The sequence below is a fragment of the Natronorubrum halophilum genome (assembly GCF_003670115.1).
Lineage (GTDB): Archaea > Halobacteriota > Halobacteria > Halobacteriales > Natrialbaceae > Natronorubrum > Natronorubrum halophilum.
On the sequence record NZ_QQTY01000001.1, the window covers coordinates 640,168 to 665,467 of the forward strand.

Here is a 25,300-nt window from a genome sequence, read left to right on the forward strand (position 1 = left end):
GACGCCTGAGCGTCGACGACTGATCGTACCGAGCTCCGACGGGCGTCCCTCGGACGGCTTCGATCCGTTGCCGACTCGGTCACGAACCCCTTCTCTCCCCGAACGAATCACGTCGCTCCGGCGTCGCCGAGGAGATCCATCGCCGTCGCGGCCATCACCTTCGCCGCCGTGATGACTTCGTCGACGGGAACGTATTCGTCTTCGACGTGGGCCTGCTCGAGGAGGCCGGGGCCGTAGACGACGCAGTTCTCGATGCCGGCGTCGTTGACGACGAATCGCTGGTCGTCGGAGCCGGGTGAGACGACGAACTCGACGTCGCCGTGACGGCGTTCGACGTGCCGCGCGACGGTTCGACTGACGGTACAGTCGCGGGGAACCTCGGCGGGCGCTGCGAACATGATTTCGTCGTACTCGAACGTCGCCCCGGTCGCATCTTGCGCGGTCGCCATGAGGGACTCGATCTCCGACCGCGCGTCCGCGACCGATTCGCCGGGGACCAGAACCCGGTAGAACGTCGCCGAACAGCGGTCCGGGATGACGTTCTCGGAGTAGCCGGCGTCGACCATCGTGGCCGAGATATCCGCTCGACGGGATTCGGGCGGCGTGACCGGGAGGTCGGTCGTCCGCGCGTGGAGCGTCTCGCGGTACTCGTCGATCCGCGAGAGGAACTCGGTCATCGACGCGATCGCGTTCTCGCCGTCGTGTGCCATACAGCCGTGGGCTTTCTCCCCTTTCGACGTCACCGTGAACTTCAACACGCCGCGGTGGCCGAGGCAGACCCGCGAGGAGTCGAAACACTCCGTATAGATGCAGTAGTCGGTGTCCGCGAAGTAGCCCTCGTCGACGAGGTAGCCGAGGCCGGTGAAGCCGCCGGTCTCCTCGTCGACGGTCATGCTCTGGGTGATCGTTCCCGAGAGGTCCGCGTCGATGGCCTCGAGCGCGTCGACCGCGAGCAGGCTCGCGGCGATGCCCGACTTCATGTCGCTCGTACCGCGTCCGTAGAGGTTCCCGTCCTCGAGGACTGGATCGTACGGATCGCGGGTCCAGTCGGCACCGGCCGGGACGACGTCGAAGTGGCCGGTGAAGTGCAGCGTCGGCCCGTCGCCGTAGCGTCGGTGTCCGAGAACGTTCGTGCGGGGGTGGTCCGCCCGGTCCGGATAGTGACGTTCGACGACATCGCGCGGGACGGACACGTCCTCGATGTCGTAGCCGTGGTCGTTCAGTTCGCGCTGGAGGAATTCCGACCCGTCGCGATACGCGCGGCCGGGCGGGTTTTCCGTGGGAATCGAAACGAATTCGGAGAGGAACTCGACGATCTCGTCCCGTCGGGCGTCGACCGCATCGGACGCGTCCCGATAGGTCGCCATCAGATATCCCGACCTCCGTCGACCTCGAGGGCGGTCCCGGTGATCATCGCCGCGTCGTCGCTGGCGAGGAAGACGGCTGCGCCGGCGACGTCCCGTGGCGTCGCCAGCCGCTCCATCGGGATGGTCGACGCCATCCCGTCGACGCTCAGTTCGTCTCCCGCGAACGACTCGAGCATTGGCGTGTCGGTCGCGACGGGACAGATCGCGTTGACCCGGATCTCCGGCGCGAGTTCGTGCGCCAGTTGCTTCGTGAGCGAGACCATGCCGCCTTTCGAGGCGACGTACGCGGAGAGCCCCGTTCGCGGCCGGATCGCGGCCGTCGACGCGGTGTTGAGGATGACGCCGCCGCGCTCTTGGAGATGGGGAACGGCGTATTTCGTCCCGAGAAACGCGCTCTTGAGGTTGACGTCGAGTATCCGGTCCCACGTCTCTTCCGCGACGTCTTCGACCGGCGTGTCCCGCTGTGGGATCCCCGCGTTGTTGTGGAGCACGTCGAGTTGCCCGAACGCGTCGACGGTGCGGTCGATCATCGATTCGACGTCGGACGCGTCCGAAACGTCCGCTTCGATAGCGATCGCGTCGCCGTCCTCGTCCCGGATCTCCCGGGCGGTCTCCGTCGCACTATCGCGCTCGAGATCGACGCACGCGACCGCGGCACCGCTCGTTCCAAACCGTCGGGCGACCGCCCGCCCCATCCCGGAACCGGCCCCGGTGACGACGACGACGTTCTCCGCGTGATTCATGAGTTCGGATACCGTTCCCGTTACAATGAATCTTCGGACAAATGAGAGAATGTTCGTCCAGTGTCTCTCGAAGAGCACTCACAGTAAAACGTAGTTCTAATATCGGAGAGATATATTGAACTCGACCACTATTATTTCGTGTATTCGGTTCGTTGGAAGCGTATGGATCAGCCAGGTGTTTCCTTCGAAGACGAGTACGGCCTTCACATCGATGGACGTTTTACACCGCCGTCCGACGGCGAGTATCAGCCGACTCGCGATCCGGCAACCGGGGAGCCGATCGCGTCGGTGGCAGTAGGGACTGTCGAAGACGTCGACCGCGCAGTGTCCGTCGCGCGCGAAGCCGCTGCCGAGTGGCGAGACGTTCCGCCGGACGAACGCGGACGGCTCGTCCACCGCGTCGGCGAACTCGTCGACGACAACGCCGAGGAGCTCGCCGCGATCGAGAGCGCAGATCAGGGGAAGCCGCTTTCGCAGGCGCGAAGCGACGTCGCGGGCGCGCGGCGGTATTTCGAGTACTACGCGGGAGCCGCCGACAAACTCGAGGGCCGGAGCGTTCCCGTCGGCCCGGATCAGGTCGATTTCACGGTCCGCGAGCCCTACGGCGTGAGCGCGCAGGTGACGCCGTGGAACTTCCCGGGGAACCTCTTCGCGCGCGGCGTCGCCCCGGCGCTGGTCGCCGGCAACGCCGTCGTCGTCAAACCCGCGCCACAGACGGCGCTCTCGACGTTGCGCCTCGCGGCGCTGTGTGCCGAGGCGGGCCTCCCCGACGGCGTCGTCAACGTCGTGACCGGCTTCGGCGATCCGACCGGCGAAGCGCTCGTTTCACACGAGAACGTGGACACGATCACGTTTACCGGAAGCGTCGAGACGGGCCAACACATCATGAAACGAGCGGCGGAGACGATTACGCCGGTGACGCTCGAGTTGGGCGGAAAGAATCCCGCGATCGTCTTCCCGGACGCCGATCTCGACGCGGTCGCAGATCACATCACGACCGGGATCTTTACGAACGCCGGACAGGTGTGTTCCGCGGTCGACCGCCTCCTCGTGCACGAGTCGATCCACGACGAACTGCTCGATCGCATCGTTCGCATCGCCGAGGGGTATGAAATCGGTCCCGGCTGGAACGACCCCGATCTCGGCCCGCTGGTTTCCGAAGAGCACCTCGAGCGGGTCCACGAATACATCGACGTCGGACGAGAAGCGGGCGCGACGCTCGTCACCGGTGGAGCGTCGCTCGATCGACCGGGATACTTCATCGAGCCGACCGTGTTTACCGACGTGACGCCGGAGATGCGGATCGCCCGCGAGGAGATCTTCGGACCGGTTCTCAGCGTGTTTCGCTTCACCGACGAACGAGAGGCGATCGCGCTCGCTAACGGTGTCGAGTACGGTCTCGCGGCGGGCGTGTTCACGAGCGAGATCACGCGGGCGCACCGGATGAGCCGCGACCTCGAGGCCGGAACCGTCTACGTGAACGCGTGGTTCGGAGAGACGAACCAGACGCCGTTCGGCGGATACAAACGGAGCGGGATCGGCCGCGAGAAGGGGCTCGAAGCGCTCGATTCGTATCTCCAGACGAAAAACATCGCGATCGGACTCGAGGACGAGGCAGATAGTCTTCCGGGAGCGTAACCGAGTCGTGGGACGACATCCAGATTCAGTAGCTATCTGCGGATACCGTTCGGAATATCGAATATAAGTGTGGAAGACATTGGTCCTCGGCGGAACAGTTTTGATCGGCGATACTGTACGCGAGTGTATGCCTAGCGCAGTACGCGACGAACTGGAGGCGCTCATCGCGGCGTTGGTCGAGATCGAGACGGAGAATCCGCCGGGCAACGAGGCCGCGTGTGCGGAGTACATCCGGGAGTGGTTCGCCGACCGCGGCATCGACGCCGAACTGGTCACCGAACCCTATCCCGACCGTCCCCAGGTCGGGGTGCGAGTGGGTGACGGCGATCCGGCGCTCGTGCTCAACGGTCACATCGACGTCGTCCCCGCCGGGGACCGCGAGCAGTGGGAGTACGACCCGTACGGCGCGGTGATCGAAGACGGGTCGTTGTACGGACGAGGCAGCGTCGACATGAAGACGGGCGTCGCGATCGGGATGCTCGCCACCGCGCAGTTCGCCGACGATATCGAGTCGGGCGAACTGCCGGGTTCGATCGTCTTCCAGGCGGCGATCGGCGAAGAAACCGCCGAACCGGGGACGAAGACGTTGTTAGAGTCGGGTTACGACGGCGATTACGGCGTCGTACTCGAGCCCACCGATCTTCGGACCGGGACGAGCGAGAAGGGCCTCGCCTGGTACGACGTTCACGTCACCGGCGAGCCGTCGCACGCGAGTCGACCGGATCAAGGTGCGAACGCGATCGTCCGCGCACAACCGGTTCTCGACGCGCTCGCGGAGTACGATGAGACCGTCCGAGATCGGACTGACGAACTCGTGGGTCGAGCGTATGCGACGGTGACGATGCTCAAGGCCGGCACCAAAGAGAACGTCGTGCCGGAGCGAGCGACGATTACCATCGACCGGCGCTTCCTGCCGGCGGAAACCATCGAAGACATCGACGCGGAGATCGACGCCATCCTGGCCGAGGTCGAATCGGCGCACGACGTGGAGACGTCGTGGGAGCGCACTCGAACGTACGAATCGGCGGCGATCGATCCGAACAGTCCACTGGCGGCCGTCTTCCGACGGCGATCCGCAACGGTCGCGGACGTGCCGACTGAACCGTGGGGTATCAACGCCTCCACCGATGTCCGTAACTTCATCAACGACGCCGGAATGGACGCCATCACGTGGGGTCCCGGCGACATCTCGCAGGCTCACACGTACGACGAGCACGTCGACCTCGAAGCCGCAGCAACCGGCCTCGAAATCCTGCTCGAGGCCGGTCGAGAGATGCTGCGAGGCGAGCTCGAATAGCCGCCTCGTTCGCGATCGGCGTCCGGTTTCGAACGGCGGCGTTCGGAACCCGTTGTGTGCGGCGCTGGTGCGCTCGAGTAGACGTTTGTTATGGAATATGTCCTAATTTCTCGAAAGTGAGCCGGACAGCATTCTCCAGTCACCGATAATTTTACAAAGCAGTGGACAGTCCGAAACGGTAGATACACCATGACTATCCTTGGCATGCCCGAAGCGATGTTCGCCGTATTCGTTGCGACGATACTCGCTGGCAGTTTAGGGGCGTTTCACTACGTCATCGTTCACGTACTACTCGGGAAACCGTTCCGCGACGAAGCCGAAACGGCGGTAACCAGCGGCGACGGACCGGAAGCGATAGCCGAGCGAGGCGGTGAGGTCGATGATTGATCAGATCCCGGGGGATGCGAACCCGTACTACCTTGCGGCGTTCGTCCTGTACCTGTTGCTCGTCCTCGGCATCGGCCTCTGGGGGTACACGAAGACGGACGACGTGATGGATTTCTGGGTGTTCGGACAGGAGATGGGGCCGACGCTGGCGACGTGGTCGCTCGTCGCGAACTTCGTCAGTTCGGTCAGCGTGATCGGGTTCATCGGTGCCGTGTACGTCGAGGGGTACTCGTTTATGACCCACACGATTTTCGGCCTGATGTTGGGCGTCAGCGGGTTGTACTTCGTCGTCGGACGGGTGCGCGAGCTCAACGTTCTGACGCTCCCGGACATGATCGCAAAAACCACTGGCTACGAGATCGCACGGCCGATCTCGGGGTCCGTGTTGCTCGCTAACGGATGGCTCTATCTGATCATGCAACTGGTCGGTGCGAGCCTCCTCGTGACGACGATCACCGGCGTCCCCTACGAGTACATGGTGTGGGTCATCGGCGTCGTGTTCATCATCTACACGGTTCTCGGAGGGCTCGTGAGCGTCGCTTGGACGGACCTCCTACAGGCCGTGGTGATGGTCTGTGCCGTGGTGATCGCGCTCGTCTACATGATATCCGATATGGGAAGTCTCACCGCGATCAATACGGAGTTCGCCGCGCTCGATTCCGCGATGGTTCATCCCACCCACGAGGGGACGTACACCGCGTTGATGATCGCGGCGACGATCGTCGCCTTCTTCGGAACGATCTTCACCGAACAGAACATGCTCGTGCGAATCGCCGCGACCAAGGACGTTCGAACGGCGAAGATTCATCTCGCCGGGGCCGGCGTTATCCTGTCCGTATTCTACTCGGTTCTGATTCTCCTCGGCGGGGCGACGACCGTCGCCTTGCTCGACAGCGGACTCGGCGTCGACGACCCCGACGCGGCGTTCCCGGTACTCATCACGGACTACGTCTCGACGGGAATCGGCGTCGTCATCATCCTCGCGGTGATGAGTGCCATTCTGTCGACGACCGATACCCGCTTGCACTCGACCGGAATTACGACGGCGCGAGACATCTACAGCTACTTCAAACCCGACGCCTCCGAGAGACGACTGATGCGGGTCTCGCGAGTCGCGACCGTCTTCTTCGGCGTTACGGCGACCGCTGCGGCGGTCAATCCGCCGGGAACGATCATCGAACTGTACCAACTTCGAGCCGTGTTGCTCACCAGCGCGTTCCTCCTGCCGGTCTACGTCGCGATCTACTGGACGGACCTCGACGGTCGAGCGGTCGTCACAGCGATAATCGGCGGCGCGGTGCTCGGGCTGGGAACGGACCTGGCGGGCGGCGGAATCGGCGCTATTCCGTCGACGTTCGTCGGCGTCGGTGTCGCGATCCTCATCCTCCTCGCCGGTCACTACCTCCTCTCGTCGTCCGACAAGGGGGGCGGGGTGGTCACGAACAACTGAGACGGCGTCGCGACTCGGCGGGAGGACGAGCGCGACGCAGTCGGCCGTGACAGGCTTTCTCATGTCACTAGGGGATCGGAACAAAACCCGTTTAGCCGGGCCGCCCCCAGAACCGGGTAATGAGTACGAGTTACCGGATCGGACTGGTCGGCAAACCCTCCGTCGGCAAGTCCTCCTTTTTCAACGCAGCTACGATGAACGACGTTCCCGAAGGGGCGTACCCGTTCACGACGATCGATCCCAGCGTGGGCGAGGCCTACGTCCGCGTCGACTGTGCGGCCCCGGAGTTCGACGAAGAGTGTACCCCCAGCGTCGGCTACTGCGACCACGGCACCCGCTTCGTGCCGACGAAACTTGTCGACGTCGCCGGACTGATCCCCGGCGCACACGAGGGCAACGGGTTGGGAAACCAGTTCCTCTCCGACCTGAACGAAACCGACGTCCTCGTCCACGTCGTCGACTTCTCCGGCGAGACGGACCTAGAGGGGGAACCGACCGAGGGCCACGACCCACGCGACGATATCGCCTTCTTAGAGGAGGAACTCGACCAGTGGTATCTCGGCGTCCTCGAGAAGGGGATCAACCGCTACGAGTCGGGCTACACGACCGAAGAGGACGCCATCGAAGAAGAACTCGCCGAACAGATGAGCGCGTTCAAGACAAACGAGGACGAGATCAAGCGCCTCGTCCGACGCGTCGACGTCGGCTTCGAGCCCGAAGAGTGGGATGCGGACGACAGACTCGAACTCGCCCGCGAGATCCGCAAGGAGACCAAGCCGATGGTCATCGCGGCGAACAAGATGGACACGCCCGAAGCGCAGGCGAACTACGAGGAGATCACGAGCGACCCGGAGTACGAGGACCTGACGGTCGTCCCCTGCAGCGCCCACGCGGAAAAGGCCCTCAAGTCGGCCGATCAGGCCGGCGTCGTCGACTACCGACCCGGCGACGACGACTTCGAGATGCTGGGCGACGTCTCGAGCGAACAGGAGGGCGGACTCGAGCAGATTCGGGACTTCCTCGACGAGTACGGCGCAACGGGCGTACAGGCCGCCCTCGAGACCGCCCTCTTCGACGTGCTGGGTGTGACACCCGTTTTCCCCGGCGGCGCGAACGGGCTCGGAAACGAACGCGGCGAGGTGCTCCCCGACTGTTATCTGATCCCTCCCAACTCTACGGCGGAGGACTTCGCCTACAGCCTTCACTCCGACATCGGCGACGGGTTCCTCCACGGGATCGACTGCCGGACGAATCGCCAACTCGGCAAGAGCTACGAGGTCGAGCCCCGCGACGTGATCGAAGTGATCACGACGAACTGACGGGCGAGTATCGCGACTCGCACCTCGAGACGGGTGCGCTACCGGGACCAACTGGCGGTGTGCGACCAATAGTACGACGAGACGGATCTGTATCAACGGCACGACGAGCGTCCCGCAGCGGGAGGGATTCGACGCTCCGTCGAATCACCGCGGGACCGGTCGATCACGACCGTCCGAGCGCACCGATACGGCGGCGGTCGTGCGGGCCGATCCGTCGGATTCGTCGGCCGCGTCGACGAGTCGAACGAAACCCGCATCGAGGTCGTCGACCGAGAAATTATCAGAAGAAGAGATATTATGATATTCGAGTGTTTCTGCGGTCGAACTGCCGATGAAGACACCACCTCCCGCCGTCGATTGACTCGAGCGAAACAGTTTCCAACCGCGGATCTCCCGAGGTGCAGTCGGATCGTTACGACGACCGGAACGGAAACTCGAACGACCGACCACCGACCGACCGTTCTATTTTCGCAACGGAGCTGCCGGCTCGAGACGCTGTTGAGGAGCCTCGTTCAACGCCAGCCTGATAGTCCGAAAGATGACGGGTGAAGGGGCGCCGCCTTCTCACTGGCCGGCATCCCGTCCAGAGCGATGTCGTTCCTCCAGCTCCACCCACCGAAAACGTTTCGCGTCGTTCGTTGTGTCTCGGCGGAATATTTGTACGATTTCTGTCCATATCCCATACATAAAAGTTTACGTGGGCTTGAGTTCCCCATCTGGTTGCGTAGTATGGTTCCCACAAACCTCTCCACCCATACCTCGTCTGTCCCCTCCAGTGCGACACCAGCCGAGGCATCATCGACGCTCTCCTCCGACGACGTGTTCCACCTCCTCCAGACCTTCCGACGACGGGAAACAATTCGTTACCTGCTGTGTAAAGACGGACCCGTCAGGATGGGTGACGTCGCTGAACACGTTGCGGCGCAAGAACACGATACGACCGTCGCCGACCTGACCTCGGCGCAACGCCAGCGCGTCTACATTCCGCTCTACCAGTCTCACCTCCCGAAACTCGATAAAGCGGGCATTATCGACTACGATAAACCCCGCGGAATCGTGCGACCCACCGACGATCTCCAGTTGTTCCGCCCGTATCTCGAGGCGGCGACGAAACACTCCCCGGAGACGGACGTCGATCACTTCGGCACCGAGACCCGGAACGCCCAGCGGTATTACGTCACGGCTCTCGCCGCGAGTCTCGGCTTCCTGGTCGCATCCGCGCTGGGAGCGCTCGAATTACCCGGCTTGACGCTCGGTGCAATCATCACGAGCCTGTTCGTCCTCGCGACGGTGCTGGACCGAGCGGTGGCCGTTCGGGACGTCGCGAGTCGCCTTCATCGACGATAACGACGGCGACGAACGGAACGCTCGTCGCGCCGTGTCCGATCGGTCGATATCGTCGGCACGCGCGTTACCGCCGCCAGATGACGCGCTGGGCGACGTCGTCGAGGCGACTCGAGAGGCTCGCAATCCAGCCACCGGGAGACAGGGTTCGCAGCTGATTCTCGTCGACCTCGATCCGCTCCTCGCCGTAGGGATCGCAGGTAGCCCGCTCGTCGGCGTCCCGGTCGCCGTTGGCGGCGTCGACTGCGATCGTCATCGAACAGCGGCCACACGCCTCGCGGTCTTTGGCCATTGCTACTCTATCGTGGGCGCTTTCGGTCCTTAAGTGTTGTCGCGGGACGCACACGCGGCTTCCGCGGTCGGTGCCGACGGACTTTTGGTCGCGTCGTGACATCAGCCCACATGGACGAGTCCATCGCCGAGATCCCGACGGTCGGCCGGCGCGCTTCGAGCGGCGGACGAGTCGGTGAGCGTCATGAGTGACCGATCGAACGCTGCCAACGGCGGAGATTCGGCCGGCGAGTCGTCCGAGCCGACAGCCGATGGCGAGACGGCGGACGCGGCTTCGGCGGGCTCCCTCGAGCGCGTCCCGGACTGGGATGACGAGTACGTCGACCGCGTGAGCGACCGGCTCATGCACAACTACGACCTCGAGAAGGACTACGCGCTCGAAGGGGAGCGGTTCACGCTGTACGGACGGATGGCGCTCTCGAGCAAGAAGCACTTCCTCCATCCCGCGCTCTCGCTGGCCGAACACGAATCAACCGAACACCTGTTCGTTCGGCGGGTCGACGCGGTCGACGACCGGACGCTCGACCGATTCGTCGAACTCGGTGAGCGACTGGCCGACGAGTGGATCGATCCCGACGAGGAACACTTCTCGACGGACTTTACGTTCGTCGCGATCGCGCCCACGATTCCCGAGGAGATCCGAGAACGCGTCTCGGGGTTCGACGGACGAACGCTGTTGAAGTACGGCTATCACGGCCACTACGAGATCAACCTGGCTGTCGTCTCTCCCGACGGTGAGGAACTGGTGGCGAGCGAGAACGCCGACATCGCGGCCGCGTTTCAGCTCTGGGAGCCGATCGAGAAGAACGAGCCGGGACTGCTCGGATTGCTCTCGCGCCGATTACAGCTGTAGTCGACGCTGGCGACACGGATTCATCTCGACCTCCTCGTCACGCACTCGAGGTCGACGGAGACGGCAGTCGCTCGGACTCGAGTCGAAGAAAACGGTCGGAAATCGCGACTCGAAGCCGCGATCAGTCGTCGTCGGAGCTGACGGCCGCGACGCCGTCGCCCGTTCTGCGGGCCGACTGTATGTTGTCGTAACCGATTTTGAACAGCGATAGCGCCAACCAGATGAGGACGGCGATGATGACGAGCTGGACGACGGCCGACAGCTGCGGGATCAGCTCCGTTTCGGCCTCAGCGGTCATACCGAGCAGCCGACCAGCGAGGATCTGATAGAGTCCGACCCAGCTGAGCCCGACGAGCGTGATGAATCCCATCAGCGCCATCGGTACGCCGGTGGAGACCAGCTGCTTGGACTTGCTCCAGTTCGCCAACCAGACGGTGCCGGCCAGCAGCGCGAGCGACGCGAGCAGCTGGTTCGCTCCGCCGAACAGCGTCCAGAGGTCCTCCCATCGACCGCTACCGAGCAGGAAGAACGCCACGACGGCGATGATCGAGGTGTTGACGTAGCGGTTCGCCGCGTACCCCTCGACCGGCGTTTCCGGCGTGCCGACGATCTCCTCTAACATGTATCGGCCCAGACGGACCGCCGTGTCCATGCTCGTCAGCAGGAAGCTCGCGAGCACGAGCGCCATGAACGGTGCGGCGTACTCCATCGGAATACCGAGACTGGTGAGGATCGCACCGCCCCCGGTCGCGAAGTTAGGCAACGCGAGTCCGATTCCACCGGCGGTTTCCGCCGGCGTAATCGCGACCACCGTCACCGCACAGAGCGCGACCGCTGCCAGCAGTCCCTCGGCAAGCATGCCACCGTAACCGATCAGTTTGGCGTCAGTTTCCTTGTTCAGCTGCTTGGACGTCGTCCCCGAGGATACGAGCGAGTGGAAGCCGCTGATGGTCCCGCACGCGATGGTGAGGAACAACAGCGGGAACAACGGCATGAGCGGAATGAGTTCCGCGAGCGGACCGCCCTGCCCGAGGAACCCGTACCAGGCACCGGTCGAGATGTCGAGGCTCAGTTGCGAACCGGTATCGGGGTGGACCGCATCGCTTCCCATTCCGGTGACGAAGGTGCCGACGATGACCGCCAGCAGGCTCCCACCGACCCCCGTGTACAGGAGGAACGACGAGAGGTAATCGCGCGGCTGCAACAGCATCCACACCGGCAGGATGCTGGCCGCTGCGCCGTAGAGGAGCATTGCCAGCACCCACGCGCCGATGTTGGCGCTCCCGAGCAGTTCCGGGAAGAACAGTGCCGAATCGAACAGGACGATCGTTCCGTCGGGGTAGTCGCCGGGAACGATCGCGAGCGGGTACTGGATGCCGACCCAGACCGACACGAAGACGCCAGTGACGAAGACGACCGTCCCCATCGAGAACGGAAGCCCCAGCTGGTACAGCCAGATCCCGAAGATGACTGCGAGCGTCACGTACAGGAGACTCGCGGTCGCCGCCGACGGGAACGCGTTCAGTACGACCCCGATGACGAGCGCGAATACCGCCACGACGAGGATCGTCAACAGGAACGCGAACCACAACAACATGTCCTTGCCGCGCTCGCCCACGTACTCGCCGATGATGTAGCCGATCGACTTCCCCTCGTGTCGAAGGCTGCTCGACAGCGAAACGAAGTCGTGAACCGCACCCATCAGCGGGTTCCCGATCGCGACCCACAACACGGCCGGAACCCAACCCCAGACCAGCGCGGCCGTAATCGGGCCGACGACGGGTGCGCCGCCCGCGATACTCGAATAGTGATGCCCCAGTAGTACCGGCTTTTTCGCCGGAACGTACTCCTGACCGTCTTGGTACTTGTGTGCTGGTGTCTCCCGACTGTCGTCGAGCCCCACGAACTGCGACAGATACCGTCCGTACCCGATGTACGCGACGGTAAACGTCGTCAGCACCAGTGCCACGATCCAAATCACTCCTGCCATGGTAGTAGCTCTCTAGGCAACGCTCGAACGGGAACATTATAAATATAATTTATTGTGGTTCGTTCCCGGCCTGATCATACGGGTACGTACTCACGGGCTGAAACGTTTTCACCCTCTCGTACCTATTTCGCATCCGAACTGGTCGAAAAAGAGGGTGCAGTCAGTGCGAAAAAACTTCCAGTTAGCTCGTGCGCGCTGGGCCGCCGTCCGTCACCGCGATCTCGAGGTCGCCCGCGACGTCCTCGAGAATGTGCCCCCGAACCTCCTCAACGCGCGTCTCGATCGTCGCCACGACCGGAACGTCGAACTCGCCTTGGATGTGCTCGAGCCGATCCCGCTCGGTCTCGACCCGCTGGCGGAGGTAGGTCGCACCGCGACCCTCCTCGCGGGGTTCCGGCTCGGGGGTCAGGCGATTGACGACGAGCCCGCGAACGGGCAAGTTCGCCTCGGCGAGCGTCTCGAGGGAGCGACTCGTCTCCCGGATCGAGAGCTCGTCGGGGTTCAACACGAGATAGAAAGCGGCGTCCTCGCGGAGCACCTCGCCGGCGAACTCGAAGCGCTCCTTGCGTTCTTGCAGGCGGGCGAGAATCGGATCGCCGTCCATCACCCGCCGGGGCTCCTTGTTGCCGATCGCGGCCTTCTCGAAGAGATCGATGCTGCGCTCGCGTTTGTCCATCAGCCGATCGATCCAGCGCTCGAGCAGGTCCGGGAGGGCGAGCAGTCGAAGCGTCGAACCGGTCGGCGAGGTGTCGAAGACCACTCGATCGTAGGCGTCGGCGTTTCGCATCACCTCGACGAACCGGTCGAACAGGGCGGCCTCGTAGGCCCCCGGCGTCTGGTGGGCCATCTCGAGTTGGATATCGACCTCGTTGACCATCGCCGCGCTGAGTTGGGCGTTGAGCTGTCGTCGAAGCTCCGTCAGGTGGTCTCGAACCTCCTGCTCCGGGTCGATCTCCACGGCCGAGAGCCCGTCGTACCCCTCGACGGGACGAGGGTCGTCGCCGAATTCCTGATCGAAGACATCGGCGGTGCTGTGGGCCGGATCGGTCGAAACCACGAGCGTCTCGAGCCCCGCGTCGGCGCACTCGAGCGCGTAGGCGCTGGAGACGGTGGTCTTCCCGACCCCGCCCTTCCCGCCGAAGAACGTAAACTGTGTCATTTAGAAGTGATACTGGTGGCCCTTGCGCTCGATCACGGATTGGCGGTCCCACATCCGACGCTCCCAGGACTGGTACTCGTCCTCGAGATACGGCAGTAGTTCCGCCGTGTAGTAGGAGACGGGGCTCGGAATGCCGAAGGCGTCGGGGAAGCACGCGAGCATGAACGCGTCCTCCGTGTCTTCGGCCTCGGCTTCGACCTTCTCGTAGGCCGGATGGGTAAACATCCCGTGATAGAGCCCGCGAAGCCACTCCTCAAGCGTGGCTCGAAACGCAGCGATCCGGTCGGCGAGTGTCATCATGGATCGTGCTCGGTGCCGGAGACTAAAATGTATCGTCCCGGCGTCCACGCGCGATCACCTGCCAAAACGAAGTCACGGGCGATTCGACCGTCGACTACTGTTCCGAATGCGCGAAGCCGACGTGGTACTGGTCGTCGTACCGGAGTTGGACGTACCTGACCTCGCCGCCGTCGTCCTCGTCGTCGGTGCCGGCATCGATCGCGAACGAGTCTCCGCGCTCGAAGTCGCCGTCGATCTCGTCGTCGAGGTCGAGTTCGATGCGACCCCCGTTCGTCCAGACTTCGGCTTCGAGATCGGCCGCCGGCAGGGCGTCGCCGCCCACGTGCTCGACCGTGCCGTCGTCGTACTCGAGTTCGACGGACGGCCGCGTCTGCGTCCAGCCGATACGGGTTTCGGTAGCCGCCCAGACGACCTCGACCTCCGAGCCGGCCGAGACGCCGTCGATCTCGATCGTCGCACCCGAGGAGACGGTGTCGAACGCGTCGGCCCACTGCGTGTCGGTCGGTTCGCCGTCGATCAGCAGTTCGTACGCCGTCGCCGGTCGTTCGGCTTCGCCTCGCTCCGTCTCCGCCGCCGCGTCGCCGCGTCGCGAGCCACCGAACTCGAGCGTCGCCTCGAGCGTCCGGCTGCCGTAGTCGTACTCGAAGCGGGCGGTCCCCGGCGGCTGAGCCTGCGCGTGTCCGATGCTGTCATCGTACTCCGTGCCGTCCCATCCGACGAGGATCTCGTCGCCGGGGTCGACGTCCTCGAGCGTCACCGCGTCGCCTTCGGAGAGCGCCTCGCCGGTCCACGGCTGGGCGGTCGTTTGCGGTTCGGGTGCGTCTTCGCTGGGTCGGTAATACGGACGCTCGTCGTAGACTGCGAGGTGGACCCGATCGCCGTCGAGCGGGAAGTCGTCCGCGTAGGTGAGCGCGAGTTCGCCGGTGTCGACGTCGTACGCGGAGTCGAATCGGAAGTGAGAGAGGATCGCCGTGCCGGAGGTACTGCTTCCGAGTTCGTGATCGTGACGAAGTCGGACCGACAGATTCGGTTCGACGTCGTCCATGTCGATCACGATCGTATCGCCTTCCTCGAGCGTTCCGTGGCCCTCGGCCCAGATATCGCGGTCGTACGCCTCCTCGTTGATCTCGAGCGTGAGATCCTCGATCGGCGTCGGATCACCGCGACCGATCTCGAGTTCGAGGACGTCGTCGTCGAGGTCGATATCGCGGTCGGGACGAAGCGATCCGGGACTGTCGTGCTCGTGGATCTTTCGTTCGGCGGCGAGGTCGCGTTCGATCGTGGCGCTGACGAACGACCCGGCGACGTCGACCGTCGGTTCCGCCGTCGTCGTCGCGTACGCGAACTCCGCGTCGATCGTCTCGATCAGTTCGTCGGTGACGTCCGATTCGTCTTCGAACTGGATTCCCAGCGACATCTCGATCGTGTCCGGCCCGAGAACGGTCTGTGCGTGGACGAAGTACCGCGCGTCTGCGTCCTCGATGGGACTCTGAGCGAACAGATCGTCGCCGAACCGAACGGTACGTGCGTCGCCTCCCTCGAAGACCGTCAGCGCCTCTTCGACCGTTTCCTCCGAGTCGAGGAGTCGATCCGCGTCGCCCGCGTTCGCATCGAACGCGGATTCGATCGTCTCGAGATCCGTCGCGACGATGACGACGTCGCCGTCGGTTCCGACCGCGGTCCCCTCTCGGTCGTCGGTCTCGTAGTAGTCGTACTCGACGCCGGCGTCGGTTTCACCGGACTCGGTGCGGTCCTCGAGATCGATGTCGCCCGTGAAGAGCTGCATCGGCCGTGAGAACGATTCGCCGTAGGAGGCGACGAGGACGCTCTTCGAGACCGCGTCGGGGTCGATCTCGAGCGCTCCGACGGACGGGCGTGGCTCGTAGGGCTGATCGGCTTCGAGCAGCCGCTCGTAATTCCTCGCCGTCACGGCCATCTGGTCCTCCGCGACCGACGCCGGGAGGTACGCGAACGCGTCGTCAAACGTCGGCCCGGTTCTCGCAGACTGGGTCGTCGCTGACTCGGTCGCTACGTTCTCGTCGTCCGACGTAGCGACGGTCGTACCGACGAGGCCGGCGATCGTCGTCGCACCGATACCTCCGAGGACTGCACGGCGGGGACACTGTTTCATACGCTTCGGTTTTGATTCCCACCGTACAAGTAGATTATCATTACAGTCTTCTTCGGTAACATGTGTGCCAGACGCGACGCGGTGCGCCGAAGCGACGGTTCATAACCCTGCGATACGATCGGTTCCGGTATGACCTCGACTTCGACGATCCCCGTCACCGTGCTTTCGGGCAACCTCGGGGCGGGAAAGACGACGCTTCTCAATCACCTGCTGAGCAACGCGGGCGAGCGCGATCTCGCCGTGCTGGTAAACGACATGGGCGCGGTCAACGTCGACGCCGAACTCGTCGCCGAGGGCTCCGACCTCGACGCCGGCGGCGTCGCCGAACTGTCGAACGGCTGTATCTGCTGTGAGCTCCAAGACGACCTCGAGGCCGCGGTCGTCCGCCTGGCCCGCGAACGGAACTTCGACCACCTGCTCGTCGAATCCTCGGGCATCTCCGAGCCCGAACCGGTCGCGCGGCTGTTTACGACCTCCTCGAGGGTCGCGGCCAGCTACGAGATCGACGCGCTCGTGACCGTCCTCGACACGCGGCTGTTTCTCGACACCTTCGCCGGAGAGGGGGTTCCCGAGCGACGGGGCGTGCGAGCGGCCGATGGCGAAGACGACGACGGGACGCGCCCCCTCGCCGACCTGTTGATCGAGCAACTCGAAGTGGCGAACCTCGTCCTGTGCAATAAGAGCGACCTCTGTACGGCCGCCGAACTCGACGAAGCGGAAGCCCTCGTCCGCGGGCTGCAACCCGACGCCGAGACGATCCGGACGACGTTCAGCGCGGTCGATCCCGACCGTCTCCTCGGCGTCGATCTGTTCGATCCGGGTCGAATGGGCGAGGCGGCCGGCTGGCAGCGCGCGCTGGCAGGCGAAAGCGGGGACGATGACGGCAGTACTCACGATTACACGGCCGATGACCGCGAGCACGGCGACGACGGCCACGGGCACGCAGCCGACGGTCACGAACACCGCCATCCCGACGAGGTCTACGGCGTCGATTCCGTCGTCTTCCGCGAGCGCCGCCCGTTCCACCCCGAGCGATTCGCCGCGTTTCTCCGGGACCTTCCCGACGGAATCGTTCGCTCGAAGGGCGTCGCGTGGGTCGCCGGCCGGGACGTCAAAGTCGATATCTCCCAGGCCGGCCCGTCCGTTCGGGCGAGCGTCAGGGGACCGTGGGTCGCCGCGCTCCCCGAAATCAAGCGGGATCTCTACCGGTCCAATCGCCCAGACCTCGAGTGGCACGCAGAACACGGCGATCGACGGACGGCGCTGGTCTTCATCGGCACCGAGACCGACGAACAGCGCCTGAACGCGATCCTCGAGGACTGCCTCGTCACGGACGACGAATGGGAGCGGGCGACCGCCCTCGAGAATCCGTTTCCGAGCGACGACAGCGAGGACGTGGTGCTCCGCGAGCCCTGACTATCCGAACTCGTCTTCGAGCGCCTCGAGCACTCGCTTCAGTTCGCCCGTTCGTTTCCACGCGGCGATCCGGTCGCCGAACGGGAGTGGAGCGGCAAGCGAGATCGACGAGCGGATCGTCACCCGCGTTCCGTTTCCGCCGTCCGCGTCGTCGACCTCGAGCCACGTCTCCATGTGCGAGAACGGCCCCTGCTCGCCCTCCTGCGTGTAATACATCGCCTCGTCGCGATCCTCGAATCGCAACGGCAGTTGCATCCCGGGACCGCTGACGACGACGATCGTCGCGTCGGCTCGCTCGTCGATCGTCTCGACGGTAAAGCTTCCCTCCGCTTCGACGATCGTCGGCGGATCGAGCCAGCGCGAAACCACGACGGGCGACGCATCGACGACTCGAGACACCGTTACCTCCCGCATACCGACCACCTTCGGGGCAGGTGGCATAAATTCCGGTGTCGTCGGCCGTCTCAGCGCGGCCCGGAACGGCTCCGACAGGGAAACGGCTAAGTGAGCCACGTCCCCGTATTCGGTATGGCTGGCCCCGACAGCGAGCGAGATGGCATTCGGGAAGGACTCGAGTCCTCGCGGGGCGATCCGCGCGTTCTGGTCGCGTTGAACGTCGTGCTTTCGACGATGTTCGCCGTCATGCTCGTCTGGGGTCTGTTTCTCGTCGGCGCCCTCGAGTTCAGCGTCGTAACAGTCGCGGTCGTCGCGGTCGTCCTGTTCGTGCTCACGTACGTACTGACGTGACCGCGACAGGGCAGATCCCAATCGTGACAGGGAAGGTCCCAATCGCGACGGTGCCGATACCGACGTGACCGTGACGCTAACCGCGATCACACCGATGATTTTCGGCGGTCGCGATCGGCGTCGAACGGCTGAAATAAAACAACAAGTACTCACCGACGGATCTGTTTCCCTCTGCTAATGAACGTGCGGACGGCCGGCTCCTATCGGCCCACGAAATCCGAACTCGCGGTCTTCGTTTCAGGGGTTACCAGCATGGGCCTCGAGATCCTCGCGGTGCGGATTATCGCCCCGCAGTTCGGAAGCCACATCTACACCGTCGGCGGGATCATGACGGTTATTCTCGCCGCGTTGAGTTTCGGCTACTGGCAGGGTGGCAAGCGAGCGAGCAGCGCGACGAACCGGGAGATGTCGTGGCTGTTGCTCGCGACGGCAGTGTACGTCGCAGTCGTGGTCTACGCGAGCGATCTGCTGCTGCTACAGACGTCGACACTCGCGTTGCCGCCGCGGTACGCCGCCCTCCCGGCCGCGATCATCCTGTTCGGGCCGCCGACGTACCTGCTCGGCTTTATCAGCCCCTACGCGGCCGAGCTCTCACAGAAGGAGGGGACCGGCGAAGCGTCAGGGCACGTCTACGCCCTCGGGACGATCGGCAGCATCCTCGGCTCGGGTGCGACGACGTTCGTCTTCATCCCCGCGATGGATATCGACAGCATCGGCGTCCTCTTCGGACTGATGCTCGTCGGAACGGCGTTCGCGCTCACGTTGCCCTCGATCTCGCGCAAACCGGTCCTCGCGAGCGTCGCCGTCGTGATACTGCTCGTCGTTGCGACCGGTGCCGGTCCGCTCGCGTACGACCACCGCGGCGACGTCGTCTACCAGACCCAGACCGCCCACCAGGAACTCGAGGTCATCGACAACGACGATATCCGAACGATGTATCTGGACGGTGCCCGCCACAGCGCGATCGACCTCGAGGATCCCGATCGGCACGTCTTCGAGTACATGAAGTACTTCCACCTGCCGATGCTCATGACCGACGACACCGACGATGTCGATAACGTGTTGTTCATCGGCGGTGGTGGCTACATCGGCCCACAGGACTTCGAGGAACAGTACAACGCCGACGTCGACGTCGTCGAAATCGATCCCGACGTCACCGCCGCCGCCGAGGACTACTTCGGCCTCGAGGAGAGCGAGGATCTGAACACCTACTCGCAAGACGGCCGGCAGTTCCTCCAGGGAACTGACGAGACGTACGATCTGATCGTCCTCGACGCCTACAAGCAGGATCAGGTTCCGTTCCACCTGACGACCGTGGAGTTCATGGACCTCGTCTCCGAGCGGTTAGCCGACGACGGCATCCTCCACGCCAACGTCATCTCCGCGCCGAGCGGTCCCGCCTCCGAGTTCTACCACGCCCAGGAGCGGACGATGGACGAAGCGTTCGGCGACACGTACAGCTTCCGCACCTCGAACTCGAGTTCGATCCAGAACATTCAGATCGTCGCGACGAACGACGAGACCGACTTCACCGAGGCCGACCTCGCCGAGCGAAACGCCGAACGAAACCTGAGCGTCGATCTCTCGGGAGCGATCGACAACTACATGGCCGGTTCCAGCAGCGACGACGCCCCCGTACTTCGGGACGACCGCGGCGAGGTCGACAGTCTGCTCGATCCGATGCTCGGTCAACGGTACGTCATCGAGGAGACGGGCGAATCCGGCTCGAGTGCCGGCGCTGGCGATGACCTCGCCGGAACGCCGTCGGTGATCGCACCTGACGGCAAAGCGCTGGCCGCGCCGGTAGCGAAGGTTTCGTAACGGGCTGATCGATCACTCCGGCCGGGAGTAGTCGGGATCGAACAGTTGCGCCGATCCGGGCGCTGGATCACCCTCCGTCAGGTTGTACTGCGAAAAGTCCTCGACGCCCGCCGCTCGCAACAGTTCCTCGTCGTAGACGGCGTTCCCGGTGAACTCAGCGGGATCACGGCCGAGGATCTCGAGGACCGTGTCGCTGACGATTTCGGGCGTTCGCCAGTCGTCTTCGGTCCCCATGCCGAAGTATCGGGTCGCCCGCGTATCGATCGCCGTCACGGGCCAGAAGGCGTTACAGCCGACGTCGTCGTCGCCGAGCTCGCTCGCCAGCGTGAGGGTGATGAAGGTCATGCCGAGTTTCGACCACGCGTACGGACCCGATCCGGGGGCGCGGTCGATCCCCACCGGCGGCGCGTTCGTGAGCAGCCACGCGTTCTCGACGTCCCGCAGGTGATCGGCGAACGCCCTCGAGGTGAGGTACGTCCCGCGGACGTTTACGTCGGTCAGGAGATCGAACCGTTTCGGCGGGAGGGTCTCGACGGTCGCCAACTGGATCGCACTCGCGTTGTTGATGACGATGTTGACGGTCCCGAACTCATCGATCGCGCGTTCGGCTGCCGCCTCGACCGCCGCCTCGTCGCGAACGTCCAGTTTGATCGGGAGCGCGTCGACTCCACGCTCGCGGGCCTCGCGGGCCGTCCGCTCGATCGATCCCTCGAGGTCGCGGTCCTCGTAATCGGCGTCTTCCTCGCTGGTCTTCCCGGTCGAAACGACGTTACAGCCCCGTTCGGCCAGCGCGAGCGCGATCGATCTGCCGATGCCGCGCGTCGTCCCGGTGATGAACGCCGCCTGTCCGGAGAGATCCGGTTGCTCGAGTGCCATGCGTTTGCATTCGACGGGAAGTGCAAAAGAGTCGGTGAAAGGGAAGTCGCTCCGATTCCCGTGCTGGTTGTTCACGGGCCTCGGGTTTGTAGCGGACAGCGATCCTCCGACAGCCGCTCAGGCGGGTGTGCGGTGACGCTCGACGGCGACGGTGGCACCGACACGAGTCTCGAAACGTGATCCGCCGTACGACGACGTGCGCCGTGGTAAACCACCAGGCGCGATAGCAAATCGACGATGGGCGCGGTGAGAGGACCACTTACTGAGACGAGGGACAGCGATCGGTGGATTCCCGCGTCTGCTATAAGAGAACATTCAACATGGCCCGGTCCCGAAGCGGTGGAGACCCGGCATTCACGCAGGAGAGTCAGCCGACGATACTGGCGACCGCTTCGACGCTCGCGTACCGAGTCGTCCCGTCGCGCGACTCGAGTTCGACCTCCCCGTTCTCCCGGTAGTGATTCCCGAGGATCACCTTCCAGGGGACGCCGAGCAGGTCGCTTTCGGCGAACCGCTCGCCGGTAGTTTGGTCAGCGTCGTCGAAGAGGAGCGTGTCGTCCCGGCCGCAGGCCTCGTGCAGGCGGTCGGCGACGTCCCGGAACTCCCCGTCGTACTCGAGGGGGACGATGGAGACGCTGAAGGGGGCCACCTCTCCGAGACCCGCTCCGGGCCAGCGACAGCCGTCTTCGTCGCCGTGCTGTTCGACGAGCGCGTGCAGGAGTCGCTCGATTCCGATGCCGTAACTCCCCATCACCACTTCGCGTTCGGACCCGTCGGGAACGTCGACGGTCATCCCTCGAGGGGCGGTATACCGAGTCCCGAGTTTGAACACGTGGCCGATTTCGATCCCCTCGCCGGCCCTGAGACGACCGCCACACTCGGGGCAGGTGTCACCGGCCGACAGCCCGAAGCGAGGAGACTCGTCGGTCGCGCCGAACCGGCAGTCCGTGCCGCCACACCAGCGGAGGGTGAGCGATCCGGTATCGGCGAGTGCGACGAACTCTTCGGACGCGGAGCCACCCATGACGCTGTTCTCGGCCGCCGTGACGGCGAACTCGAGACCGAGGCGCTCACAGATGCGCGCGTAGGCCCCACGAACCCGGTCGTAGTACTCGTCGAGCGAGTCTCGAGTGGCGTGCAGGCTGTAGGCGTCTTTCATCGTGAACTCCTTCGTCCGGACGAGGCCGTTTCGCGCGTGGTCGTCGCGGTACTTCGACTCGACCTGATACAGCAGGACGGGCAGATCGGTGGCGGAGCGAACGACGCCGTCAAGGAGGTGTGTCACGCCCTCCTCGTGCGAGGGAGCCAGGCACAGCCGTTTGCCATCGCGGTTTTCGAACGTGAACATCTCGTCCGCGAAGCGCTCCCAGCGGCCGCTCCGTTTCCAGATGCCCGCGTCGTTCAGCGAGGGGAGGCCGATTCGGTGACCGCCGATGGCGTCCATCTCGTGCCTGATGAGTCGGATGAGGTTCTCTCGAACCCGCTGACCGGTTGGCGTGAAGCCGTACAGTCCGCTCCCGAACTGCCGGACGAGGCCCGCCCGCACCGTGAGCGCGACGGTCTCGTTCTCGTGACCGTTCGCCTCGCGGCTCGTAAACAGCAGCGTCTCACTCCGTCGCATTACGAGCCACCACCACTGTCGTGGCTGTCGCTGTGAAGTGTGACGTTCAGCCTATCGACTACTCGATCAGAAACGGTACGACTGTCATCGCGGAACCCAGCCGCGAGCCACGCTGGACTCACGGTTGCTGGAACGTGCGTTTTGGCGCATGCAGCTGACACATCGGGTTGGACGACTAAATAGTTACGGCAACTGTTCAGAGCGGGCAGTTGGGAAACGCCGTCGAAGAAATCGAGACGACCGTGATCGGTTCGGTCCGATACCCCTGCGCTACGCTTGAGCGCTTCCCGTGACGACGACGGGTCGATCGGCGTTGAGAATCACCGACTGCGTAACGCTGCCGAAGACCGCTTTCCCGACCGGTGATCGACTTCGTCCGCCGAGCACGATCGAATCGACGTCGTACTCCTCGGCCGTCGCCAGAATGTCGCCCTCCTCGACGTCCCCGCTTTTATCCAGGACGGTGACGTCGACATCGTTGTCTTCCAACTGCTCTTTCGCTCGCCGAACGGAGCCGATACGTGAGGCCGACTTGAACTGCTCGAACTCCTTCGGGAGGTCCTTGCCCTCCTCGGTGAAGATGAACAGCAGGTACGCTTCGACGGATTCGACCGCGTCCGGGAGCGACGCGACGTATTTCGCCTGCTGGACCGATCGCTCTTCGCTGGTATCGACGGGGATCAGAACGCGATACATAGTAGGGATTTCACACAGCTAACTAATAAAACCGGCTCTCGTGTCGTTCGAAAGAACTGATTCGCGCCGTCGAACGAGCCTCCAGCGATACTCACCGTTTTGTACTCCGGGTTCCAGGGTAGAGCCATGACAAGTGACGCCCTCGAGCATCGTCTCCTCGAGCGAGCGCCGGACGACCGGATCCGGATCCTCGACGCCGACGGGAGCGTCGTCGCGCCCGCTCTCGAACCGGATCTCGAGGACGAAACGCTGCTCGGGATGTACCGCGATATGCGCTTTGCCCGACGGTTCGACGAGCGGATGATCAGCCTCCAGCGACAGGGACGGCTGGGAACGTACGCCTCGCTGGCGGGACAGGAGGGGTCTCAGATCGGCTCGACGTACGCACTGGCGGACGAGGACATGCTCTCCTTCCAGTACCGGGAACACGGCGCGCTCGTCTCGCGGGAGCTACCCTGGGAGTACCTGCTGTACTGGATGGGCCACGAGGACGGAAACGCCGCGCTGACCGATATCAACGTCTTCCCGCTGAACATCTCGATCGGCGGCCACCTCCCCCACGCGGTCGGCTGGTCGTGGGCCGCGAAGTTGAACGACGACGACCGCGTCAGCGTCGTCCACTTCGGCGACGGCTCCACGTCGGAAGGCGACTTCCACGAGGCGATGAACTTCGCCGGCGTGTTCGATACGCCGACCGTCTTCTTCTGTAACAACAACCAGTGGGCCATCTCGATTCCCCGGGAGAATCAGACGGCGAGTGCGACCATCGCACAGAAAGCTCAGGCCTACGGCTTCGAGGGCGTGCAGGTCGACGGCATGGACCCACTCGCGAGCTACGTCGTCACGAAGGCCGCACGGGAGGCGGCTCTCGAGTCCGACGGCGACCGGTCGCGTCCGACCCTGATAGAGGCGGTACAGTACCGCTACGGCGCGCACACGACGGCCGACGATCCGTCGGTCTACCGGGACGACGAGGAGGTCGAGCGCTGGCGCGAGCGGGACCCCATCGACCGGTTCGAAACGTACCTGCGAAACCGAGCCGTTCTCGACGACGACCGAATCGAGTCGCTCGAGACCGAAATCGAGGCGACCCTCGCGGACCTGATCGACCGCGCCGAAGACGCCGACGAAACCGTCGATCCGCGGGAGATGTTCGAGTACACGTACGCGGAGCCGACGCCGCGGCTCGCGGAGCAACGCGACGCACTCGAAGAACTCCGAGAAACGCACGGCGACGACGAATTACTCGAGTACGAGTAACGTCGGGCGATCGGCTATAAAGACGGCACTGAGACAGGGGAACGGCTACCCGTGGATCGGCCACACTCTCGAGTACAATGCAACTCGAGCAGCCGACTCAGGAACCCGCCTGGAGCGGGACGATACCCAGCGCCATCGACGCGCGAGTACTCGGCCTCGTCGTCGTGACGGCGGGGTTGGCGGCGTCGATAAACGTCCCCTACGGCGGCCTGCCGGTGGCGATCGTTGCATTCGCTCTTCTCGGCAGTGGTGGCACCATCGTCCATCTGCTTGGCGAACGGAAACTCCGCCGGATCACCGACGGGCTCGTCGAGCGGTGGGTCGCGGCCGGCGGGCAGGTCGAAACCGTCACCCGGTCGTCCGGCGGGATGCGAACGGAATGGACGGTTCACACGCCCGACGGCGAGATCACCGTCGGCGGCATCGCACTGGTCCCGATCGCCAAGCTGGCGGTCGAATGGCAGGGCGTCGGCGACACGATGGCCGCCAGCGAGGCCGAGGCGAATATCGACGAACTCGCGGACAGCCTCTACGAGGAGTTCTTCGAGATCGGCTCGACACTGCAACGAACGTAGCACCGACCCCGACGAAACC

Annotated in this window: 23 protein-coding genes; 12 read left to right on the plus strand and 11 right to left on the minus strand. The window is 64.1% G+C overall.

The features are described 5' to 3' along the window. Positions 1 to 107 precede the first annotated feature (107 nt). Both DWB23_RS03095 and DWB23_RS03100 read right to left on the minus strand, forming a co-directional pair. Entirely contained in the window at positions 108 to 1,367 is a 1,260-nt protein-coding gene (locus DWB23_RS03095) for an ArgE/DapE family deacylase (RefSeq protein ID WP_121741332.1), read from the minus strand. Then, positions 1,367 to 2,110 (minus strand): SDR family NAD(P)-dependent oxidoreductase, encoded by a 744-nt coding sequence (locus DWB23_RS03100; RefSeq protein WP_121741333.1) that lies wholly within the window; start codon positions 2,108 to 2,110, stop codon positions 1,367 to 1,369. Before DWB23_RS03100 ends, DWB23_RS03095 begins: the two co-directional genes overlap by 1 nt. A 162-nt stretch (positions 2,111 to 2,272) precedes the next feature. On the opposite strand from DWB23_RS03100, the gene DWB23_RS03105 reads away from it, so the two are divergent. The 6 genes from DWB23_RS03105 (at position 2,273) to DWB23_RS03135 (ending at position 9,548) form a co-directional block, all read left to right on the plus strand. Then, positions 2,273 to 3,748: an aldehyde dehydrogenase family protein gene (locus tag DWB23_RS03105; RefSeq protein ID WP_121741334.1), complete on the plus strand. Its 1,476-nt coding sequence runs from the start codon at positions 2,273 to 2,275 to the stop codon at positions 3,746 to 3,748. A gap of 127 nt (positions 3,749 to 3,875) precedes the next feature. Next, positions 3,876 to 5,045, plus strand: a complete 1,170-nt coding sequence (locus DWB23_RS03110) for a M20 family metallopeptidase (protein ID WP_121741335.1) — start codon at positions 3,876 to 3,878, stop codon at positions 5,043 to 5,045. A 189-nt stretch (positions 5,046 to 5,234) separates the two neighbouring features. Further along, on the plus strand, positions 5,235 to 5,432 hold the full coding sequence (locus DWB23_RS03115) for a hypothetical protein (RefSeq protein WP_121741336.1): 198 nt from the start codon (positions 5,235 to 5,237) through the stop codon (positions 5,430 to 5,432). After that, positions 5,425 to 6,882: a sodium:solute symporter family protein gene (locus tag DWB23_RS03120; protein ID WP_121741337.1), complete on the plus strand. Its 1,458-nt coding sequence runs from the start codon at positions 5,425 to 5,427 to the stop codon at positions 6,880 to 6,882. Before DWB23_RS03115 ends, DWB23_RS03120 begins: the two co-directional genes overlap by 8 nt. A 119-nt stretch (positions 6,883 to 7,001) precedes the next feature. Then, the gene (locus DWB23_RS03125; RefSeq protein WP_121741338.1) at positions 7,002 to 8,201 is read left to right on the plus strand and encodes a redox-regulated ATPase YchF; all 1,200 of its coding nucleotides are present in this window, start codon (positions 7,002 to 7,004) and stop codon (positions 8,199 to 8,201) included. Positions 8,202 to 8,930: 729 nt separating this feature from the next. Continuing rightward, positions 8,931 to 9,548: a DUF7344 domain-containing protein gene (locus DWB23_RS03135; RefSeq protein WP_121741340.1), complete on the plus strand. Its 618-nt coding sequence runs from the start codon at positions 8,931 to 8,933 to the stop codon at positions 9,546 to 9,548. A gap of 64 nt (positions 9,549 to 9,612) precedes the next feature. On the opposite strand, the gene DWB23_RS03140 is transcribed toward DWB23_RS03135, so the two are convergent. Further along, positions 9,613 to 9,837, minus strand: a complete 225-nt coding sequence (locus tag DWB23_RS03140) for a hypothetical protein (RefSeq protein ID WP_121741341.1) — start codon at positions 9,835 to 9,837, stop codon at positions 9,613 to 9,615. Positions 9,838 to 10,020: 183 nt separating this feature from the next. Here DWB23_RS03140 and DWB23_RS03145 point away from each other — a divergent pair, with 183 nt between their 5' ends. Next, positions 10,021 to 10,689, plus strand: a complete 669-nt coding sequence (locus DWB23_RS03145) for a hypothetical protein (RefSeq protein ID WP_121741342.1) — start codon at positions 10,021 to 10,023, stop codon at positions 10,687 to 10,689. Between the two features lie 121 nt (positions 10,690 to 10,810). Here DWB23_RS03145 and DWB23_RS03150 read toward each other — a convergent pair whose 3' ends face one another. From DWB23_RS03150 to DWB23_RS03165, 4 genes are all read right to left on the minus strand, one after another. Continuing rightward, positions 10,811 to 12,679 (minus strand): carbon starvation CstA family protein, encoded by a 1,869-nt coding sequence (locus DWB23_RS03150; protein WP_121741343.1) that lies wholly within the window; start codon positions 12,677 to 12,679, stop codon positions 10,811 to 10,813. Between the two features lie 181 nt (positions 12,680 to 12,860). Further along, positions 12,861 to 13,838: an ArsA family ATPase gene (locus tag DWB23_RS03155; protein WP_121741344.1), complete on the minus strand. Its 978-nt coding sequence runs from the start codon at positions 13,836 to 13,838 to the stop codon at positions 12,861 to 12,863. After that, positions 13,839 to 14,135, minus strand: a complete 297-nt coding sequence (locus tag DWB23_RS03160) for a hypothetical protein (RefSeq protein WP_121741908.1) — start codon at positions 14,133 to 14,135, stop codon at positions 13,839 to 13,841. It abuts the gene before it with no gap. A gap of 97 nt (positions 14,136 to 14,232) precedes the next feature. Then, complete coding sequence (locus DWB23_RS03165; protein ID WP_121741345.1) at positions 14,233 to 16,269, minus strand: hypothetical protein; 2,037 nt, start codon at positions 16,267 to 16,269, stop codon at positions 14,233 to 14,235. 129 nt (positions 16,270 to 16,398) lie between these two features. On the opposite strand from DWB23_RS03165, the gene DWB23_RS03170 reads away from it, so the two are divergent. After that, entirely contained in the window at positions 16,399 to 17,685 is a 1,287-nt protein-coding gene (locus tag DWB23_RS03170; protein ID WP_121741346.1) for a CobW family GTP-binding protein, read from the plus strand. Here the strand turns inward: DWB23_RS03170 and DWB23_RS03175 are convergent, their stop codons facing one another. Beyond that, on the minus strand, positions 17,686 to 18,099 hold the full coding sequence (locus DWB23_RS03175; protein WP_121741347.1) for an SRPBCC family protein: 414 nt from the start codon (positions 18,097 to 18,099) through the stop codon (positions 17,686 to 17,688). A 114-nt stretch (positions 18,100 to 18,213) separates the two neighbouring features. Between DWB23_RS03175 and DWB23_RS03180 the strand changes: the two genes are divergently transcribed. Both DWB23_RS03180 and DWB23_RS03185 read left to right on the plus strand, forming a co-directional pair. Continuing rightward, entirely contained in the window at positions 18,214 to 18,432 is a 219-nt protein-coding gene (locus tag DWB23_RS03180) for a hypothetical protein (protein WP_121741348.1), read from the plus strand. A gap of 177 nt (positions 18,433 to 18,609) precedes the next feature. Continuing rightward, a complete protein-coding gene (locus DWB23_RS03185) occupies positions 18,610 to 20,253 on the plus strand; it encodes a spermidine synthase (protein ID WP_121741349.1) in 1,644 nt (547 codons plus the stop codon). A gap of 12 nt (positions 20,254 to 20,265) precedes the next feature. Here DWB23_RS03185 and DWB23_RS03190 read toward each other — a convergent pair whose 3' ends face one another. From DWB23_RS03190 to DWB23_RS03200, 3 genes are all read right to left on the minus strand, one after another. Continuing rightward, the gene (locus DWB23_RS03190; RefSeq protein WP_121741350.1) at positions 20,266 to 21,129 is read right to left on the minus strand and encodes an SDR family oxidoreductase; all 864 of its coding nucleotides are present in this window, start codon (positions 21,127 to 21,129) and stop codon (positions 20,266 to 20,268) included. 367 nt (positions 21,130 to 21,496) lie between these two features. Next, complete coding sequence (locus DWB23_RS03195; RefSeq protein WP_121741351.1) at positions 21,497 to 22,750, minus strand: aminoacyl--tRNA ligase-related protein; 1,254 nt, start codon at positions 22,748 to 22,750, stop codon at positions 21,497 to 21,499. A 270-nt stretch (positions 22,751 to 23,020) separates the two neighbouring features. After that, on the minus strand, positions 23,021 to 23,446 hold the full coding sequence (locus DWB23_RS03200) for a universal stress protein (RefSeq protein ID WP_121741352.1): 426 nt from the start codon (positions 23,444 to 23,446) through the stop codon (positions 23,021 to 23,023). A gap of 126 nt (positions 23,447 to 23,572) precedes the next feature. On the opposite strand from DWB23_RS03200, the gene pdhA reads away from it, so the two are divergent. Both pdhA and DWB23_RS03210 read left to right on the plus strand, forming a co-directional pair. Continuing rightward, positions 23,573 to 24,706 carry a pyruvate dehydrogenase (acetyl-transferring) E1 component subunit alpha gene (pdhA, locus tag DWB23_RS03205; protein ID WP_121741353.1) on the plus strand — a complete coding sequence of 378 codons (1,134 nt, stop codon included), beginning with the start codon at positions 23,573 to 23,575 and terminating at the stop codon, positions 24,704 to 24,706. A 77-nt stretch (positions 24,707 to 24,783) separates the two neighbouring features. Then, positions 24,784 to 25,281, plus strand: a complete 498-nt coding sequence (locus tag DWB23_RS03210) for a hypothetical protein (RefSeq protein WP_121741354.1) — start codon at positions 24,784 to 24,786, stop codon at positions 25,279 to 25,281. Positions 25,282 to 25,300 lie beyond the last annotated feature (19 nt).